Source organism: Pseudomonas sp. GW822-FHT04H02, assembly GCF_058800645.1.
Genome location: NZ_JBXAMM010000005.1, coordinates 49,590 through 68,846, shown reverse-complemented (window position 1 = coordinate 68,846; position 19,257 = coordinate 49,590). Strand labels below are relative to the sequence as shown.

Below are 19,257 nucleotides of genomic sequence, written 5' to 3'. Positions count from 1 at the left end.
CCCTCGCGTGCCGCCGGGAACAACGCGAGGACGGTTGGCCAGGACCGCGTCCTCGTGAGTCTTTGGTTATGCCCCTTTTCGTGACGTCATGCCTGCGCAATCCGATCCTGGAGCGAACCCCTTGGTAACCGACATCGCCGCCCGCGATCGCTTGCAACCCTCCCTGCTGGATCGTCTGACCGACGATGAACCCGGCAACCTGAAAGAAAGCCCGGACAAACGCGTGCTGTCCCTGAGCCAGCTCAAGGCCTCGGTACTGCGCGACCTGGCCTGGCTGCTCAACACCACTTCCCTGCTGGAAGCCGACGCCACCCTGCACACCCCCGCCGGTACTTCGGTGGTCAACTACGGCCTGCCGGCCCTGGCCGGGTACAGCGCTTCGAGCATCGATATCCCGGCCCTGGAGGCGCTGATCCACCAGGCCATCGCCACCTTTGAGCCGCGCATCCTGCGCAGCACCCTGCGGGTACGCGCACGCACCGCGCCCGGGGAAATGAACCACAACGCCCTGAGCTTCGAGATCGAAGGCGACCTCTGGGCCCAGCCGATGCCCCTGCGCCTGCTGCTGCAAACCGACATGGACCTGGAATCGGGCCACGTACGAGTGGTGCACGCCGACTCCCGGAGGCGCTCATGAACCCGCGCCTCTTGGAGCTGTACAACCAGGAACTGCACCACGTGCGCGAAAGCGCCGCGGAGTTCGCCAAGGAATTCCCGAAGATCGCCAGCCGCCTGACCCTGTCGGGCATGGACTGCGCCGACCCCTATGTCGAGCGCCTGCTGGAGGGCTTCGCCTACCTGACTGCCCGGGTGCAGCTCAAGCTCGACGCCGAGTACCCGACCTTCACCCACAACCTGCTGGAGATCGCCTACCCGCACTACCTGGCACCGACCCCGTCGATGACCGTGGTGCAGTTGCAGGCCGATCCCGACGAAGGTTCCCTGAGCAGCGGCTTCACCCTGGAGCGCGACACCAGCCTGCGCGCCGCCCTGGGCCGCGATACCCAGACCTGCTGCGAATACCGCACCGCGCACTCGGTGACCCTGTGGCCACTGCAAGTGGCCCAGGCCGAATACTTCGGCAACCCGTCGGCAGTGCTCGGGCGCCTGGCCGCCAGCGAGCCCAGGGCCAAGGCCGGGCTGCGCCTGACCCTGCGCACCGGCGCCGAACTGCCGTTCAACAGCCTGGCCCTGGACGAGTTGCCGCTGTACCTGAACGGCAATGACGAACAGCCGTTCCGCCTCTACGAACAACTGCTGGGCAACGTCTGCGCGGTGTTCGCCCGGGCCCCGGGCGGAGACTGGGTCGAGCGCCTGCCCCCGGACGCCCTGCGCTCGCGCGGTTTCGACGACCGCGACGCGGCGCTGCCGGTGGTGCCCCAGGCCTTCCAGGGCTACCGCCTGCTGCAGGAATACTTCGCCCTGCCCAACCGCTTCCTGTTCGTCGAATTCGCCCAGCTGGGGCGCGCGGTCCAGCGCTGCGCCGGCCAGGAGCTGGAGCTGATCGTGCTCTTCGAGCGCTTCGACCAGAGCCTGGAAGGCAGCGTCGGCACCGCGCAGTTCGTGCCCTTCTGCACCCCGGCGATCAACCTGTTTCCCAAGCGCCTGGACCGTATCCACCTGTCCGACCGGGTCAACGAGCACCATGTGATCGCCGACCGCACCCGACCGATGGATTTCGAGGTCCACTCGCTGACCGCCATCAGCGGCCACGGCACCGGCCCGGAACAGCCGTTCCTGCCGTTCTACGCCGTGCGCGATCCATCCCGCTACGGCCGCGACCAGTCCTACTACATCGTCCGGCGCGAGCCGCGGGTGCTGTCCAGCGACCAGCGTCGCAACGGCCCGCGCTCCACCTACATCGGCAGCGAATCCTTCGTCAGCCTGGTGGACAGCCAGCAGGCGCCCTATCGCCACGACCTGCGCCAGCTCGGGGTCAGCGCGCTGTGCACCAACCGCGACCTGCCACTGTTCATGAACACCGGCAACGGCAAGACCGACTTCACCCTGGCCGACAGCGCCCCGGTACAGGCCATCCGCTGCCTGGCGGGCCCGAGCCGGCCGCGCCCCAGCCATGCCCACGACGGCAAGGCCTGGCGCCTGATCAGCCAGCTGTCGCTGAACTACCTGTCCCTGAGCGAACAGGGCCAGGGCGCGGCGGCCCTGCGCGAACTGCTGCGGCTGTACGGCGACAGCAACGACGCGGCCCTGCAGTTGCAGATCGAGGGCCTGCGGGAAGTCAGCAGCAAGGCGGTGACCCGGCGCCTGCCGATGCCCGGGCCGATCGTCTTCGGCCGGGGCCTGGAGATCACCCTGGAGTTCGATGAAAACGCGTTCCGCGGCACCGGGGTGTTTCTGCTCGGCGCGGTATTCGAGCGCTTCCTGGCACGTTATGTGTCGATCAACAGTTTTACCGAGACGGTGATCCGTACCACCGAACGCGGCGAGATCATGCGATGGAAAGCCAAGCCCGGACGTCGTCCGACTCTTTGAATACGCTGACGGCGATGCACGCCGAGCCCTGGGAGTACGACTTCTTCCAGGCCCTGCGGCGTATCGAATGCCTGTCGCCGCAACTGCCGCGCTTCGGTCACTCCGTGCGCCTGGCGGACGATCCGCTGCGCCTGGGACAGCAGGCCGACTGCAGCTTCGCCCCGGCCACCCTGGCCTCGGTCACCCCCGGCAGCGACGGCGCCGCGACCCGCCTGGAGCAGTTCTTCTTCGGCCTCGGCGGGCCCAACGGGCCGCTGCCGCTGCACATCACCGAATACGTGCGCGAGCGCCAGCGCAACAACGCCGACAGCACCAGCAAGCGCTTTCTCGATGTGTTCCACCACCGCCTGCTGAGCCTGTTCTACCGGGCCTGGGCCGAAGCCCGGCCGACGGTGAGCCACGATCGCCCGGACGACGACTACTGGTCGGCGCGGCTGGCGGCGCTGTCGGGCCGGGGCATGCCCAGCCTGCTCAAGCAGGGTCTGATAGCCGACACCGCCAAGCTGCACTACAGCGGCCACCTGGCGGCCCAGACCCGCTACCCGGACGGCTTGCGGGCGATCATCAGCGAGTATTTCGGCCTGCCGGTGCAGATCGAGGAATATGTCGGCCAGTGGCTGGAGTTGCCCGAACGCAGCCGGGTCGGGGTGCAATCCCATCAGCTGGGGGTGGATTTCTGCCTGGGCAGCCACGTCTGGGACCGCCAGCACAAGTTCCGCATCCGCCTCGGCCCGATGAAACTGGACGACTACCTGGGGATGCTGCCCGACGGCCAGCAATTCCAGGAACTGGTGGCCTGGGCCGCCGAATACCTGGGCTTCGAGCTGGACTGGGACCTGAACCTGGTCCTGCTCAAGGACGAAGTGCCCAAGCTGCAACTCAACGGCCGCCAGCGCCTGGGTTTCAACACCTGGCTCGGCCAACCCGGCAGCGATGCCAAGGATCTAATACTGGCCCGGCACTACGCCGACCTGGCCACTACCTCACGTACACCAAGGAGCACAGAGCATGGGTGAAATCAGTCGCGCGGCGCTGTTCGGCAAACTCAACAGCGTTGCCTACAAAGCCATCGAAGCCGCCACGGTCTTCTGCAAATTGCGGGGCAACCCCTATGTGGAACTGGCCCACTGGTTTCACCAGTTGCTGCAACTTACGGACTCGGACCTGCACCGCATCATCCGCCAGTTCAACCTGGAGCCGGCGCGCCTGGCCAAGGACCTGACCGAGGCCCTGGACCGCCTGCCCCGGGGCTCGACCTCGATCACCGACCTGTCGTCCCACGTCGAGGAGGCGGTGGAGCGCGGTTGGGTCTACGGCAGCCTGATGTTCGGCGAAAGCCAGGTGCGCACCGGCTACCTGGTGATCGGCATCCTCAAGACCCCGAGCCTGCGCCATGCATTGCTGGGGCTGTCCCGCGAGTTCGACAAGATCAAGGTCGAGACCCTGTGCGAGCGCTTTGACGAATACATCGGCGACTCGCCGGAAAACGCCCTGAGCGCCAGCGACGGCTTCAGTGCCGGTGCGGTGCCCGGCGAAGCCAGCGGCGCCATGGCCCCCAGCGCCCTGGGCAAGCAGGAAGCCCTCAAGCGCTTCACCGTCGACCTCACCGAACAGGCCCGCAGCGGCAAGCTCGACCCCATCGTCGGCCGCGACGAAGAGATCCGCCAACTGGTGGACATCCTCATGCGCCGCCGGCAGAACAACCCGATCCTCACCGGTGAAGCCGGGGTGGGCAAGACCGCGGTGGTGGAAGGTTTCGCCCTGCGCATCGTCGCCGGCGACGTGCCGCCGGCGCTCAAGGACGTTGAACTGCGCAGCCTCGACGTCGGCCTGCTGCAGGCCGGCGCCAGCATGAAGGGCGAGTTCGAACAGCGCCTGCGCCAGGTCATCGAGGACGTCCAGGCCTCGCCCAAGCCGATCATCCTGTTCATCGACGAAGCCCACACCCTGGTGGGCGCCGGTGGCGCCGCCGGCACCGGCGACGCGGCCAACCTGCTCAAGCCGGCCCTGGCCCGTGGCACCCTGCGCACCGTGGCCGCCACCACCTGGGCCGAGTACAAGAAGCACATCGAGAAAGACCCGGCCCTGACCCGGCGCTTCCAGGTGGTGCAAGTAGCCGAACCTTCGGAAGACAAGGCGCTGCTGATGATGCGCGGCGTGGCCTCGACCATGGAACAGCACCATCAGGTGCAGATCCTCGACGAAGCCCTGGAGGCCTCGGTCAAACTGTCCCATCGCTACATTCCCGCGCGCCAGTTGCCGGACAAATCCGTCAGCCTGCTGGATACCGCTTGCGCCCGCGTCGCCATCAGCCTGCACGCCGTGCCGGCCGAGGTGGACGATAGCCGCCGGCGCATCGAGGCCCTGGAAACCGAGCTGCAGATCATCGCCCGGGAACAGGCGATCGGCGTTGCCATTGGCAACCGCCAGGTCAACAGCGAGAACCTCCTGACTGCCGAGCGCGAGCGCCTGGCCGAGCTGGAAAGCCGCTGGGCACAAGAGAAGACCCTGGTGGACGAACTGCTGGCAACCCGCGCCCAATTGCGGGAAAACGTCGGCCTGGTGGACAGCGACGTCGGCGACGACAGCCACGGCCTGCGGGAAAAACTGGTGGACCTGCAACAGCGCCTCAGCACCCTGCAAGGCGAGACCCCGCTGATCCTGCCGACCGTGGACTACCAGGCCGTGGCCTCGGTGGTCGCCGACTGGACCGGCATTCCAGTGGGGCGCATGGCCCGCAACGAGCTGGAAACCGTGCTCAACCTGGACCAGCACCTGAAGAAACGCATCATCGGCCAGGACCACGCCCTGCAGATGATCGCCAAGCGCATCCAGACCTCCCGCGCCGGCCTCGACAACCCGAACAAGCCGATCGGCGTGTTCATGCTGGCCGGCACTTCCGGGGTGGGCAAGACCGAAACCGCCCTGGCCCTGGCCGAAGCCATGTATGGCGGTGAGCAGAACGTCATCACCATCAACATGAGCGAGTTCCAGGAAGCCCACACCGTGTCCACCCTCAAGGGCGCCCCGCCGGGCTATGTCGGCTACGGCGAAGGTGGCGTGCTCACCGAAGCGGTACGGCGCAAGCCCTACAGCGTGGTGCTGCTGGACGAAGTGGAAAAGGCCCACCCGGACGTGCACGAGATCTTCTTCCAGGTATTCGACAAGGGCGTCATGGAAGACGGCGAAGGCCGCATGATCGACTTCAAGAACACCCTGATCCTGCTCACCACCAACGCCGGCACCGAGCTGATCGCCAACGTCTGCAAGAACCCGCAGGCGGTACCCGAGCCGGAGGAAATCGCCAAGGCCCTGCGCCAGCCACTGCTGGAGATCTTCCCGCCGGCACTGCTGGGGCGCCTGGTGACCATTCCCTACTACCCGCTGAGCGACGAGATGCTCAAGGCCATCACCCGCCTGCAACTGGGGCGGATCAAGAAGCGCGTGGAAAGCACCCACAAGGTGGATTTCGATTTCGACGACGAGGTCATCGACCTGATCGTCTCGCGCTGCACCGAGACCGAAAGCGGCGGGCGGATGATCGACGCCATCCTGACCAACAGCCTGCTGCCGGACATGAGCCGCGAGTTCCTCAACCGCATGCTCGAAGGCCGCGCCCTGGCCGGGGTGCGCATCAGCCAGCGCGACAACGAACTGCACTACGACTTCAGCGAGCCGGCCTGACCCCACGCCCTGCGCAGGAGCCGGCTTGCCAGCGAAGCGACCGCCACGGTGATGGACCTGGCGCCTTCGCGAGCACGCTCGCTCCTGCAGGGGGCTGACCTGGCACACCACGCATTCAACGAGACTGACGATGTTATTTCAGCAATCCACACGACTGGCACAGGTCAACTGCCCCCTGGGCCCGGACGTCCTGCTGCTCAAGAGCCTGGGCGGCGGCGAGGAGCTGGGGCGGCTGTTCGACTACCAGCTGCAACTGGCCTCCAGTGACGCCAACATCGACCTCAACCAGTTGCTGGGCAAGCCCATGGGCCTCAGCGTACAGCTGGACGGCGGCGGCCAGCGGTACTTCCACGGCATCGTCGCGCGCTGCAGCCAGAACATCGACACCGGCCAGTTCGCCAGCTACGAGGTGACGCTGCGCCCCTGGCTGTGGCTGCTGAGCCGCACCTCCGACTGCCGGATTTTCCAGAACCTGAGCATCCCGCAGATCATCAAGCAGGTGTTCCGCGACCTGGGCTTTTCCGATTTCGAAGACGCCCTGAGCCGCCCCTACCGGGAGTGGGAGTACTGCGTGCAGTACCGCGAGACCAGCTTCGATTTCGTCAGCCGGCTGATGGAACAGGAAGGTATCTACTACTTCTTCCGCCACGAGAAGGACCGCCACGTGGTGGTGCTGGCCGACGCCTATGGCGCTCACAGCAGCGTGCCCGGCTACGCCTCGGTGCCCTACTACCCGCGAGACGAGCAGCAGCGCGAGCGCGACCACATGTTCGACTGGCACCTGGCCCAGGAGGTGCAGCCCGGCTCGCTGGAGCTCAACGACTATGATTTCCAGCGCCCCAGCGCCCGGATCGACGTGCGCTCGGCCATGCCGCGGCCCCACAGCGCCGGCGACTACCCGCTCTACGACTACCCCGGCACCTACGTGCAGAGCAGCGACGGCGAGCACTATGCCCAGACCCGTATCGAGGCCCTGCAAAGCCTGCATGAGCGCATCGAGCTCAGCGGCAACGCCCGGGGGTTGGGGGTGGGCAACCTGTTCAGCCTCACCGGCTTCAGCCGCCAGGACCAGAACCGCGAATACCTGATCGTCAGCATCCGCTACTACCTGGTCCAGGAAAGCCTGGAGAGCGGCGCTGGCGGCGGCTCGGCGCAGTTCGAGAGCCACCTGACCTGCATCGACGCCCAGCAGAGCTTCCGCCCCCTGGCCACCACCCACAAGCCCATGGTCCAGGGCCCGCAGACCGCGCGAGTGGTGGGCCCGGCCGGGGAAGAGATCTGGACCGACCAGTACGGCCGGGTCAAGGTGCACTTCCACTGGGACCGCCACGACCAGTCCAACGAAAACAGCTCGTGCTGGATTCGCGTGTCCCAGGCCTGGGCCGGGAAGAACTGGGGCTCGATGCAGATCCCGCGCATCGGCCAGGAAGTCATCGTCAGCTTCCTGGAAGGCGATCCCGACCGCCCGATCATCACCGGCCGGGTCTACAACGCCGAACAGACCGTGCCCTACGACCTGCCCGCCAACGCCACCCAGAGCGGCATGAAGAGCCGTTCGAGCAAGGGCGGCAGCCCGGCCAACTTCAATGAAATCCGCATGGAAGACAAAAAGGGCGCGGAGCAGCTGTACATCCACGCCGAGCGCAACCAGGACATCGTGGTCGAGGTCAACGAAAGCCATTCGGTGGGCAACAACCGCAACAAGAGCATCGGCCACGACGAGTACGTGACCATCGGCAACAAGCGCACGCGCATCGTTCAGCACGTGGATGAGCTGCGGGTGGGCGAGAAGAAGCTCGACAGCGTCGGCCAGAGCTATGTGATCGAGGTCGGCGAGCGCCTGCGCCTGGTATGCGGGGCCAGCATCCTGGAGCTCAACGCCAGCGGCCAGATCAACCTGTGCGGGGTCAACATCAGCGTGCATGCCTCGGCCGATGCCCAGATCAATACCGGTGGCGTGCTGCACCTGAACAACGGCGGCGGCCCGGGCACCACCACCGAGGGCCAGGGTGTGCAGGGCGCCATCAGCGCCAAGGCCAAAGCCCCCTTTTCCGCCCCCAAAGGCTAATGAACGGATGCCTATGCCATGACCTATCGCCTCAATGAATTGCAGTTCCAGCTGCCTGCCGGCGAACTGCAGGACGCCTCGATCAACATCCTCAAGTTCCCGGCCCTGGGCACTTCGCTGATCGTCAGCCGCAGCCTGCTGGGGGACGGCGAAACCCTGGAGAGCAACCTGGCCAGCCAGCTGCAGCGGCTGGAGCAGCAAGTCCAGGACCTGCGCTGCCAGGCTCCGCAACCGGTGCAGCTGGGCCCGGCCCAGGACATCCAGGGCCTGGAGCTGCGCAGCCAGTTCAACAAGGGCAAAGAACAGGTGTTCCAGTTCCAGCTGGCCCTGGTGCTGCCCGGCACCCGACAGATGCTCGCCATGAGCTACGTCAAGGCACAGAAGCTCGGCGACGCGGAAGCCGCCCATTGGGCGCAGATCAAGAACACCCTGGTGCTGGGCTGAGGCAGGGCCATGTCTGACGCACTGTGGGCCGCCCGCCTGGGTGACGGGCTGGAACACACCTCGATGATGGCCGACATTCTCGGCGGTGTGCTGGAGGTGGCGGCCAACGTTGCCATCGGCGCCCTGGCGACCATGGCAGTAGCCGCGGCGGCAGGCATCACCGTGGCCACCGGCGGCCTCGGCGCCTGTGTGCTGGGGCTGGTGGTGGGCGTCGTCGTCGGCGTGGTCATGAGCAAGACCGGAGCCGACAAGGGCCTGAGCAATTTATGCGAGGGCATCGCCAACGCCCTGTTCCCGCCCTCGATCCAGGCCACCATCGCCAGCGGCTCGAAAAAGGTCCTGACCAACAACAAGCCGGCGGCCCGCGCGGCCGGCATCGCACCGCCGACACAGATCAGCGGCGACGGCGCCGAAGAAGGCGAAGCCACCGACACCCCGTCGGCAACGCCCGAGGAAGGGCCCGGTTTCCTCGACATGGCCAAGGAGTTTTTCTCACAGATGTGGCGGCCCACCGTGGCCTCCCCGGCGCCAGGCTCCCAGACCAAGGAACTGGACCTGGTGACCTGCACCAAGCACCCGCCGATGCCGGTGCAGTATCTGGCTGAAGGCTCGGAAAAGGTCAGCATCGACGGCCAGCCGGCAGTACGCAGCGGCGACCGCAGCACCTGCGATGCCAAGGTAGTGTCGGCCGGGCCTATCTCCCCGAACGTGACCATCGGCGGTGGCTCGGTGGTGGTGCGCGAGATCCGTAGCGGCAAGACCCCGGGGGTGGGCCTGGCGGTGACCGTGCTGATGATGCTCAAGGGCGGCAAGGGCAAGTTCCTCAGCAACCTGCCGTGCATGCTGATGGCCGGGGTCAATTCGTTTGTCGTCAGCCAGGCCACCAATGCTTTGACCCAGGCCGTCGTCGCCTCGACCCACCCGGTGCATGCAGCCACCGGGGCCAAGGTGCTCGGAGCCGACGACGATCTGGATTTCACCCTGCCCGGGCTGATGCCCATCGAATGGCAACGCTTCTACAACAGCCGCGACGAACGTCGTGACGGCCTGCTCGGGGCCGGCTGGAGCTTGCCTTACGAGATCAGCGTCCAGATCGAGCCCCACCCCGAAGGGGGCGAGCGCCTGCTCTACATTGATGAGCAAGGACGCCGCATCGACATGGGCTCCATTGCCCTGGGTGCAGGAGCCTTCAGCCCCGGTGAAGGCTTGAGCGTGCGACGCAACGAGAACGGACAGTTGCTGATCGAAAGCAGCGACGGTATCTACCGTCTGTTCGAGCCGCTGCCGGGCGACTCCTCGCGGCTGCGCCTGAGCCAGCTGGGGGACCGCAACGACAACCGTCTGCACCTGGAGTACGACTCGTCCGGACGCCTCTGGCTGCTGCGTGACACCTTTGAACAGGCGCAGCTCGAACTGAGCTACAGCACGCTCTGGCCCGGTCGGATTGCCCAGGTCGAACGGCTGTACCCCGACCAGCAACGGGAAGTGCTGGTCAGCTACGACTACGATGCGGCAGGAGACCTGGCACAGGTGCGCGATAGCGAAGGCCAGGTACAGCGTCGCTTCGCTTATGACGCCGGCCACCGGATGATTGAACATCAATTGGCCACCGGGCTGCACTGCTTCTATCAATGGACACAATTTGCCGACCAGCAGTGGCGAGTGACCCGTCACTGGACCGACGAAGGCGATAGCTATCAGTACGACTATGATCTGGAGGCGGGAATCACCCAGGTCACCGACAGCCTGCAACGCCTCAGCCGCCGCCGCTGGAACAGCCAGTTACAGATCGTCGAGTACACCGACAACCTCAACCAGACATGGGCCTTCGAGTGGAACGATGAGCGCCAACTGCTCAGCGCCACCGACCCCTTGGGAGGGCGCTATGCCTATAGCTACGACGAAACCGGCAACCTGATAGCCGAGACCGATCCTCTGGGGCACAGCCATTCGACCTTGTGGCTGGAGCACTGGTCGCTGCCACAGACCCTGACCGATCCCGCCGGAGAAAGCTGGCACCTGCGCTACGATCCCAGGGGCAACTGTATCGCCGAAGTAGACCCGCTGGGCCAGGTGACCCAGTACCGCCATGACGCGCACGGCCAGGTGGTGGAGATCATCGATGCCGCGGGAAGAAGCCGGAAGATGCGCTGGAACTCGTCCGGGCAATTGCTTGAACACCTGGACTGCTCGGGCTATCCAACCCGCTTCGAATACGATCGACGCGGCAACGTGAAAGCCATCATCGATGCCCTTGGCGAGCACACCCGGTTCCATTACGACTGCCAGGGACGGTTGCTGAGCAGCCAACTGGCCGATGGGCGCGCCGAGCATTTTCAACGCAGCAGCAACGGCCAGCTACAGGGCTACACCGACCCTTCCGGCTACACCACGCTCTACCAGTACAACCGGCGCGGGCAGATACGCCAGCGCATCGACGCTCACGGCCGACAGGTCCGGTTCGACTATGACGCGTACGGACGGCTGCTGGCGCTCACCAACGAGAACGGCGAAAGCTATCGCTTTGCGTGGGACGCCGGCAACCGCTTGAGCGAACAGCAGGACCTCGACGGCAGTGCCAAACGCTATGGCTATGACCTGCTGAACAACGTCGTCGAACTCCAGTCCCACCCCGCCCCTTATGGCACCGGGCTGAGCGCCGTGCCCGTGCAACCTATCGCGCCGATCATCCACCGGTTCGAGCGCGATGCCGTGGGGCGGCTGCTGGCCAAAATCACAGACGATGGCCGCAGCCAATACACCTACGACCCCTTGAACCAACTGACCGCCGCCAGCTTTACCGACAACCTCGGCAACCAGCAGGCACTGAGTTTCAGCTACGACGCCCTGGGCCAATTACTCGAAGAACACACCGTGGCCGGCAGCCTGATCCATCGATACGACGAACTGGGCAATTTGACTCAGACCCAGCTACCGGACAAGCGTTGGCTCAACCGGCTCTATTACGGCAGCGGCCATCTGCACCAGATCAATCTCGATGGCCAGGTAGTCAGCGACTTTCAACGTGACCGCCTGCACCGTGAGGTGCTGCGCACCCAGGGTCAGATCAGCACTCGCAGCGAATACGACCGTTGTGGCCGCCTGCGCGCACGCCTGCAGCATTCCAGCCTGCTGGCAAACACCTTGCCAACAGCCCCGGAGCGACATCTGGAGTACGACGATAGCGATAATCTGGTGGGCCTGGCCGAGCGACATGCCACCGGGCAACATCGGCAACTGTTCCATTACGACGCGACCGGGCGAATCATTGCCAGCCAGGACGGCCTGCAGGGCCAGAAAGAAACCTTCGCCTATGACGCCGCCGCCAATTTGCTTGATGGCCCGAAGGCGGGCGCCGGGCTGGTGGTGCACAACAAATTGCTGACCTACCAGGACAAGCGCTACCGCTACGATGCCTTCGGGCGAATGATTGAAAAACGCAGTGGTCGGCGAGGCGTGCAACGTTTTGCCTACGACGCCGAACACCGGTTGATCGAAGTGCGCAATCAGACCTCCAGCGGCGAAACCCTGGTCAGGATGCGCTACGACGTCTTGGGTCGCCGCATCAGCAAGAGCGAGTACGACAGCCAGGGCAACCTTCTGGGTGAAACGCGATTCGTCTGGGATGGCCTGCGGCTGCTGCAGGAACAGCGTAATCAACAGACCAGCCTCTATGTCTATGAAGACCTGGGACATGCGCCCCTGGCGCGGGTCGACGGCCTCGGCGCGCAGCAGAAGATCCGCTACTACCACAACGACCTGAATGGCCTGCCTCAACAGCTTTGCGAGCCTGACGGCCATAGCGTCTGGCAGGCCCGCTATCAGGTCTGGGGCAACACTGTCGAAGAAATACGCGAGCCCTACTACATCGAGGAACAGAATCTCAGGTTCCAGGGCCAGTACCTGGACCGCGAGACTGGATTGCACTTCAACACGTTCCGTTTCTACGACCCGGATATCGGGCGCTTCACCACGCCGGACCCCATCGGCCTGGCCGGAGGCTTGAACCTTTATCAGTACGCTCCCAACCCAATCGGTTGGATCGATCCGCTGGGCTGGATCTGCAAATCGGCCTACAGCGGCAGAAGGGGCACTACAAAAGCCAAAGCTGACCTCGAGAGGAACGGTTTCACTGTGGTAGGTGAAGAATTGACCATGAAGGTCAAACACCCTGTCACCCAGAAGTCCTATCGCATCAGGGCAGATATCATTGCCAAGGACAAAGCCGGCAACTATCACGTGTTCGAAGTCAAAAATGGCAGCGGCAAACTGACCAAGAACCAACAGGGATCGGGAATGTTCGACATGAGCAATCCGGCCAATACGAACGGTGGCCTGGGCGGTGGCCTGATCAAACCGTCGGGCGCTACCCAGGGCCAGTTCGAAGTTGCGACCAAAACCGCCAGAGGTACCCAGTTCGGTGGCAATGGCGCACAGCATTCGGCCACCTTCTGGCTTCTTCGCTATTGAACGAGTAATCGAGAAATGAAAGCAGACACCAAGGAATTGCGCAGCAACTTTGAAAAGGCGCTCCAGCTTTTTTTGAAGAGCGAGCTCTCGGGTTACCCCGGAGTAAAAGTCACCAAGAACAAAGTGGTGGTTGCACAGAAAGAATCGGGCGCCGTGGCGACCCTGCATTTCGAATACCTGGCCAACACCCGCGCCTACGAAATCATCATCTTCGTCGAACACCCGGCCCTGCAGGCCGAGATCGACCAGATAAACCCGCCCTACCCGTCCAACCTGGCCAATCCGAAATTTATCTACAGCTTGTCGACGGTCAGTGAAAAAGCTGCCTGCCCGCTACTGCCCGTGACAGAGCAAGGTATTGAAAATACCTGCCAGGTGATTCTGCGCCAGCTCCAGGATGTTCACCTGCCTATTCTGTTCAACCTCTTCAGCGTCAGCCCCGCGCTGGTGAGCGATGTCATAGACAGGCCAAAGTATTACTCCTATCCGGTCCCACTGATTTTTATCGCCTTGAAAACCAACAAAATCAAACCGGACGACGAAACGCTAGCGAAGATCATGAGCGAGCAGACCCTGGGCTACACCGGTCATCAGGACCTGAAAGAGTCGTTCAACAAGCAACTACTGGCAGCACTGAACTGAGCGCCTGTTGGAGGCCGGGTCAAATCGCCGAGCCGCGATTCTTGCCCGGCTTGATGATCAGCAACGCGTCCAGCTCGCGCTTTCTGGCGCGGCTGATGAACGCCAGCGCGGCCTGCAGATCCTGTTCGAACAGTTCGAAGGTCGCGCGCTCGATGGCGTAGTACTCCTCGTAGTCGACCACCCCAAGGCTCACCGGAAAGGTCAGGTAGTACTGGCCGGTGGATTCCTCGATGCCCATCGAGAACATCTCCTCGCGACTGACGAACAGATCGTTGAACTTCATGTCGGTTCCTAGAGTTCGGCTACCGGGCAATGCGTCTCAGGGCGGGTTGACCGATCAGGCTTTCGAAGGCTGCGGCTTGAGGCTCTGCATGGCCTGTTTCCAGGCTGGCTCATGATGCACCAGGTCGTTGACCGTGGTGGTCAGGGTGGTGATCAGCACGGCCGGCTTACGCTCGATGAAGACCTGGCGCAGCATCAGCTCGCGCCCTTCGCGTTTCCAGCTGTAGTCCAGCAGCACGGCGGCATGGCCTTGCATGTCGAAGTCCCAGCGCTTGATCAGGTTGAAACCTGGCAGTTGCTGCTCGGCAGCATTCAGCTGCGCGGCGACATAATCGGCAAAGGCGGCGTCGCCCTGGCTCGGGTCGCGGCTGATGACGAAGCTGGCTTCCTGGGCACCGCCAACGGCTGGCAGCTTGAAGATATTGATGCTCTGGTCCTGCCAGGCGTCAGGAATATCGAGATCGGCTTCTTGAATGCGGTAGGTGGACAAGAGTTTGGCGTTCCATGCTGAAAGGGTGATTCGGAGAGTGGCAAATATTCAGGCAACGGCCGGCAACAATCAAGGAACCACTCGGCAACTCTGCGCAGCGGCCGTGGCCCCTCAACGCGCTTCCAGGCAGGACGCGTAGGCACGGGCGAAGCCTTGATCGAACTTGAGGGCCTGGGGCTCTTCGGGGTCGATGCTGACGTTCCACAGGGCCTGCTGCGGCACGTCGTAGCGGACCCAGCCGATGATCCCGCTGCCGGAGGTTTCGTAGAACAGCTGCAAGCTCAGCTGGTCGCCATCGTCGCGGTCGATCAGCAGCTTGAGGTGCTCCGGGGTGGTGAAGTCGCGGTAGGGAAAATCGCTGCTGCGCACCAGTTCGGTGAGGTAGCCGTAGCAACCCTTGCCCGGGTTCGATTCATCCGCCAGGGCGGGCGTGGCCGCGCAGGCGATCAGCAGGCCCAGGCCTGCCAGGTTCAGGTACCGCATGATTGCCCCTTGAGGGTGAGGGTTTCGACCTGGTCGTTCATCTCGATGCGCGCCAGCACCTGGCGGTCGTGAGACTCCTGGTACTCGCTGAAATTGTTGCGCTTGAGGATGTTCAGGGTGACCCGGATATGAGCGCCGGTGTTCTGGTACTCGCTGCGTTCCAGGCCCTGGGCGGCGCCGGTGAGCTCCACCAGCTGGCCGGCGGTCTTGAGGTAAAGAAAGCGCTGGTCCACTTCCACCAGCAGGCGCGGAGCCTTGGGCGCTACGCTGTAGTCCTCGCGGGCCAGGGAATAGCCGCAGAGCCAGGCGCCGGAACTGTCGTATTTCTGGCTGTGGAACCAGCTGAGGGCCTCGCGATAGCCGATCTGCTCCAGTCGCGAGTCGTTGCCGGCAGCGGCCGATGACAGGCCAAGGCTGAACAGGCAGCCCACGACCAGGGCAACTAAACCGGGGCTTGCCAGGCCGTGCAGCAGGGCGGCCCATGAAAGGGGGCTGTCAGTGGGGCGGGTCATCCTTGGCCTTAGATCAAAAATCGAACGATCGCGCATCCTAGCCACGCCAAAGCGGCTTCGCAAGAACATCTGCGGGCAAACGGCAGGCAAAAAAATAGGCACCCGATGCGCTCGGCGTGCCTATTTCCCCTGCGTGCTCCCGCTGCCGGGAGCCCGCTCAATGCTTATGGGTTGACGCTGTCTTTCAGCGACTTGCCCGGTTTGAATGCCACGGTGTTGCTGGCCTTGATCTTTACCGGCTCGCCGGTCTGCGGGTTCTTGCCGGTGCGGGCGCCACGGTGGCGTTGCAGGAAGGTGCCAAAACCAACCAGGGTGACGCTGTCTTTGCGGTGCAGAGCCCCGGTGATCTCTTCAAGAATGGCGTTGAGCACGCGATTGGCCTGCTCTTTGGTCAGGTCCGCTTTTTCAGCAATGGCTGCGGCGAGTTCTGGTTTACGCATAGTGTGAAGCCTCTTTGACGGTTTTTTGTTGTTATGTCCGTGCTGTTCACGGGAACAGCGCCCAAGGCGCCGCAGGCTCTACGCTGCGGCAGACGGGTGTGAGGATGGCACGCGCTTGAGAGTGGCGCCAGTCTCCCCGCGACCTTTGTGAGGGCAAGAACCGGGTTATTCCGACAGAACGACCGGTATTTAAGCCAGCAACGCAGGAAGTTCCTTGTTCAGGGCCAGTTTTTCCATCACCGCGGCCCCGGTCAGGGCGTAGCCCAGCAACTGGCCTTCGGCGTTGCGGCACAGGACCTTGATGTCGGCCCCCTGCCCTTCTGCGGTCCATACGCCTTCGGCGCCACGGGGCGGCGGCGACACCACCAGGGGGCAGACCGGAGTCTTGACGGTGATCGGCATCGGCCCGTAGCTGACCGCCGTCGGCTTGCCCGCCAGGGTCTGCGCCAACGCCCGGGCGCAGCTCATCAGCGGCATCACGTACAGCAGGTTGAGACCGTCGACCTCGGCGCAATCGCCCAGGGCATAGATATTGGCGTGGGAGGTTTTCAGCTCGCGGTCCACCACCACTCCGCGATTGACCACCAGCCCGGCGGCAGCCGCCAGGTCGATGCGCGGGCGCAGGCCGATGGCCGAGACCACCAGGTCGCAGGCGATCACCTGGCCATCGGACAGGTGGGCTTCCAGACCGTCGGCGCTGCGCTGCAGGCGGTTGAGCACCGGGCCCAGGTGGAAGCGTGCGCCCAGGCTCTCCAGCCCGGCCTGGACCGCCGCCGCTGCGGCCGGGTGCAGCAGGGTCGGCATCACCTGTTCGCACGGGGCCACCAGGTCCACGCTGTAGCCGCCAAGGATCAGGTCGTTGGCAAACTCGCAGCCGATCAGCCCGGCGCCCAGCAGCAGCACCCGACGCTTGCCGGCCGCGGCGCTGCGAAAGCGCGCGTAGTCTTCCAGGTCATTGATGGGGAAAATCAGCTCGGATGCGTCGCCCTGCACCGGCACCCGCACGGTTTCCGCGCCCCAGGCCAGGATCAGGTCGCGATAGGCCACCGCTTCCTCGCCGATCCACAGGCGCTTGTGGCCCGGGTCGATGCCGCTGATACGGGTGTGGGTGCGGACCTCGGCCCTGAGCTGCTCGGCCATGGCGCCGGGCTCGGCCATGCTCAGGCCGTCGGCGTCCTTGTTCTTGCCGAAGCCGGTGGACAGCATCGGCTTGGAGTAGGAACGCCCATCGTCGGCAGTGATCAACAGCAGCGGCGTCTCGCTGTCGAGCTTGCGAAACTCCCGGGCCAGGTTGTAACCCGCCAGGCCCGTCCCCACGATCACTACCGGTGCGCTCATTCCCTGCTCCTTGTTATTGGTTGTTCAAGCCACAAAAGTCGATCAAGCGATCTCGATCATTTCGAAATCCATCTTGCCCACACCGCAGTCCGGGCAGAGCCAGTCCGCGGGCACATCTTCCCAACGGGTACCCGGCAAAATACCGTCGTCCGGCCAGCCTTCCGCTTCGTTGTAAATCAGGCCGCAGACCACACATTGCCACTTTTTCATTGATGCATTTCCTCAAGGGTTCAGGCTTCGCCGGTGGGTCGGTCGATGGATCGACTCTAGAAGGCCACGCTGATCAGCGTCCGGCACTGGGGTTTTTTACTGATCACTACCGGCAGATGCAAGCACGTTCGTGCCGCCGGGCGTCCTGGATCAATCAAAACCGGCGATCGCCATGCTAAGCTCGCCGCCTCATTTGCTGCCAATACTGACCCACTGTGCCGCACTCAATGCCCCCCGCCCCGGCCCCCACCTGGCTGGTGCAAAGCCGTTTGTCCCCCTTCCCCGGCGCAGCCGTTGCCAACTGGCTGTTCGATGAAGGGTCGCTGACCCGGCGCCTGACCCGGCTGTCCCACAACGCCTTCAGCGTCACCCCGCTGGTGCAAGAGTGGCAAACCCTGCGCAGCGACGAATGCGCCGCCCTGGGCCTGCCCGAACAGAGCGAAGGCTGGGTGCGCGAGGTGTACTTGCGCGGGCACGGCCAGGCCTGGGTGTTCGCCCGTAGCGTCGCCGCCCGCAGCGCCCTGCTCGAAGGCGGCCTGAATATCGACGAACTGGGCAGCCGCTCCCTGGGCGAGTTGCTGTTCTGCGACCAGGCCTTTACCCGCCAGCCCATCGAAGTCTGCCGCTACCCCCGGCACTGGCTGCCCGCTGCCGTTGCCGACAACGGCCTGTGGGGCCGTCGCTCACGCTTTGACCGCGGCCCCCTGAGCCTGCTGGTGGCGGAAATCTTCCTGCCCAGCCTGTGGACCGCCATAGACGCCCGACCGGAGGCCTGCTGATGTACCTGAGCCTGCTCAAATCCCTCAATCGCCTGCACCCGCGGGCCTGGGACTTCCTGCAACTGGCGCGCATGGACAAGCCCATCGGCATCTATCTGCTGCTATGGCCAACCCTGGTGGCGCTGTGGATCGCCGCCGAGGGTCAGCCGTCCCTGAGCCATGTGCTGATCTTCACCTTCGGGGTGGTGCTGACCCGCGCCGGCGGCTGCGCCATCAACGACTTCGCCGACCGCAAGGTGGACGGCCAGGTCAAGCGCACCGACCAGCGGCCCCTGGCCACCGGCAAAGTCAGCGCCAAGGAGGCCCTGATACTGTTCGCGGTGCTGATGGGCGCCGCCTTCCTGCTGGTGCTGTGCACCAACGCCACCACGGTCTGGCTGTCGTTCGGCGCCCTGGCCCTGGCCGCCTGCTACCCCTTCATGAAGCGCTACACCTATTACCCGCAGGTGGTGCTGGGGGCGGCGTATTCCTGGGGCATCCTGATGACCTTCACCGCGCAGAACGGCGAACTGCCGGCCACCGCGTGGCTGCTGTACATCGCCAACCTGCTGTGGACCGTAGGCTACGACACTTACTACGCCATGACCGACCGTGACGATGACCTGAAAATCGGGGTCAAGTCCACGGCGATCCTGTTCGGCGATGCCGACCGGGTGATCATTCTCACCCTGCAGGGCTTGTCCCTGGGCTGCCTGCTGCTGGCCGGGGCACGGTTCAATCTGGGGGGCTGGTTCCACCTGGGGCTGGCGGTGGCGGCGGCGTGTTTCGCCTGGGAGTTCTGGTACACCCGCGATCGCGACCGGATGAAGTGCTTCAAGGCCTTCCTGCATAACCACTGGGCGGGCCTGGCGATCTTTGTCGGGGTGGTGCTGGACTACGCGTTGCGCTAGACCGTCAAGCAAGGCCCTATGGGCCTTTTCGC

Annotated in this window: 17 protein-coding genes; 10 read left to right on the top strand and 7 right to left on the bottom strand. The window is 64.4% G+C overall.

Annotated elements, in window-relative coordinates; genetic code table 11:
• Positions 1-121: 121 nt before the first annotated feature.
• The 8 genes from tssE to AC1RMG_RS22180 all read left to right on the top strand — a co-directional run bounded on the left by tssE (position 122) and on the right by AC1RMG_RS22180 (position 13,801).
• Complete coding sequence (gene tssE, locus AC1RMG_RS22215; protein ID WP_011064258.1) at positions 122-637, top strand: type VI secretion system baseplate subunit TssE; 516 nt, start codon at positions 122-124, stop codon at positions 635-637.
• Positions 634-2,493: a type VI secretion system baseplate subunit TssF gene (gene tssF, locus AC1RMG_RS22210; protein ID WP_011064259.1), complete on the top strand. Its 1,860-nt coding sequence runs from the start codon at positions 634-636 to the stop codon at positions 2,491-2,493. Before tssE ends, tssF begins: the two co-directional genes overlap by 4 nt.
• Complete coding sequence (gene tssG, locus AC1RMG_RS22205) at positions 2,457-3,509, top strand: type VI secretion system baseplate subunit TssG (RefSeq protein ID WP_011064260.1); 1,053 nt, start codon at positions 2,457-2,459, stop codon at positions 3,507-3,509. The genes tssF and tssG overlap by 37 nt, the downstream gene beginning before the upstream one ends.
• Positions 3,502-6,177 (top strand): type VI secretion system ATPase TssH, encoded by a 2,676-nt coding sequence (tssH, locus tag AC1RMG_RS22200; RefSeq protein WP_011064261.1) that lies wholly within the window; start codon positions 3,502-3,504, stop codon positions 6,175-6,177. The genes tssG and tssH overlap by 8 nt, the downstream gene beginning before the upstream one ends.
• Positions 6,178-6,307: 130 nt before the next feature.
• The gene (locus tag AC1RMG_RS22195) at positions 6,308-8,245 is read left to right on the top strand and encodes a type VI secretion system Vgr family protein (protein ID WP_011064262.1); all 1,938 of its coding nucleotides are present in this window, start codon (positions 6,308-6,310) and stop codon (positions 8,243-8,245) included.
• An 18-nt stretch (positions 8,246-8,263) separates the two neighbouring features.
• Positions 8,264-8,689, top strand: a complete 426-nt coding sequence (locus AC1RMG_RS22190; protein WP_011064263.1) for a DcrB-related protein — start codon at positions 8,264-8,266, stop codon at positions 8,687-8,689.
• A 9-nt stretch (positions 8,690-8,698) separates the two neighbouring features.
• Positions 8,699-13,159: an RHS repeat-associated core domain-containing protein gene (locus tag AC1RMG_RS22185; protein WP_194237627.1), complete on the top strand. Its 4,461-nt coding sequence runs from the start codon at positions 8,699-8,701 to the stop codon at positions 13,157-13,159.
• A 15-nt stretch (positions 13,160-13,174) separates the two neighbouring features.
• On the top strand, positions 13,175-13,801 hold the full coding sequence (locus AC1RMG_RS22180) for a hypothetical protein (RefSeq protein ID WP_183001244.1): 627 nt from the start codon (positions 13,175-13,177) through the stop codon (positions 13,799-13,801).
• A gap of 19 nt (positions 13,802-13,820) precedes the next feature.
• Here AC1RMG_RS22180 and AC1RMG_RS22175 read toward each other — a convergent pair whose 3' ends face one another.
• The 7 genes from AC1RMG_RS22175 to AC1RMG_RS22145 form a co-directional block, all read right to left on the bottom strand.
• Positions 13,821-14,084: a hypothetical protein gene (locus AC1RMG_RS22175; RefSeq protein ID WP_210672387.1), complete on the bottom strand. Its 264-nt coding sequence runs from the start codon at positions 14,082-14,084 to the stop codon at positions 13,821-13,823.
• Positions 14,085-14,138: 54 nt separating this feature from the next.
• Complete coding sequence (locus tag AC1RMG_RS22170; protein WP_011064267.1) at positions 14,139-14,573, bottom strand: DcrB-related protein; 435 nt, start codon at positions 14,571-14,573, stop codon at positions 14,139-14,141.
• 111 nt (positions 14,574-14,684) lie between these two features.
• Positions 14,685-15,056: a hypothetical protein gene (locus AC1RMG_RS22165; protein WP_041120416.1), complete on the bottom strand. Its 372-nt coding sequence runs from the start codon at positions 15,054-15,056 to the stop codon at positions 14,685-14,687.
• Positions 15,044-15,568 carry a hypothetical protein gene (locus AC1RMG_RS22160; RefSeq protein ID WP_053154599.1) on the bottom strand — a complete coding sequence of 175 codons (525 nt, stop codon included), beginning with the start codon at positions 15,566-15,568 and terminating at the stop codon, positions 15,044-15,046. The genes AC1RMG_RS22165 and AC1RMG_RS22160 overlap by 13 nt, the downstream gene beginning before the upstream one ends.
• Before the next feature lie 164 nt (positions 15,569-15,732).
• Complete coding sequence (locus AC1RMG_RS22155) at positions 15,733-16,008, bottom strand: HU family DNA-binding protein (RefSeq protein WP_011064269.1); 276 nt, start codon at positions 16,006-16,008, stop codon at positions 15,733-15,735.
• A 189-nt stretch (positions 16,009-16,197) separates the two neighbouring features.
• A complete protein-coding gene (locus AC1RMG_RS22150) occupies positions 16,198-17,346 on the bottom strand; it encodes an NAD(P)/FAD-dependent oxidoreductase (RefSeq protein ID WP_015637492.1) in 1,149 nt (382 codons plus the stop codon).
• Positions 17,347-17,388: 42 nt separating this feature from the next.
• The gene (locus tag AC1RMG_RS22145; RefSeq protein WP_011064271.1) at positions 17,389-17,556 is read right to left on the bottom strand and encodes a rubredoxin; all 168 of its coding nucleotides are present in this window, start codon (positions 17,554-17,556) and stop codon (positions 17,389-17,391) included.
• 215 nt (positions 17,557-17,771) lie between these two features.
• On the opposite strand from AC1RMG_RS22145, the gene AC1RMG_RS22140 reads away from it, so the two are divergent.
• Complete coding sequence (locus AC1RMG_RS22140) at positions 17,772-18,335, top strand: chorismate--pyruvate lyase family protein (RefSeq protein ID WP_161466439.1); 564 nt, start codon at positions 17,772-17,774, stop codon at positions 18,333-18,335.
• Positions 18,335-19,225 (top strand): 4-hydroxybenzoate octaprenyltransferase, encoded by an 891-nt coding sequence (gene ubiA / locus AC1RMG_RS22135; protein ID WP_011064273.1) that lies wholly within the window; start codon positions 18,335-18,337, stop codon positions 19,223-19,225. The genes AC1RMG_RS22140 and ubiA overlap by 1 nt, the downstream gene beginning before the upstream one ends.
• Positions 19,226-19,257 lie beyond the last annotated feature (32 nt).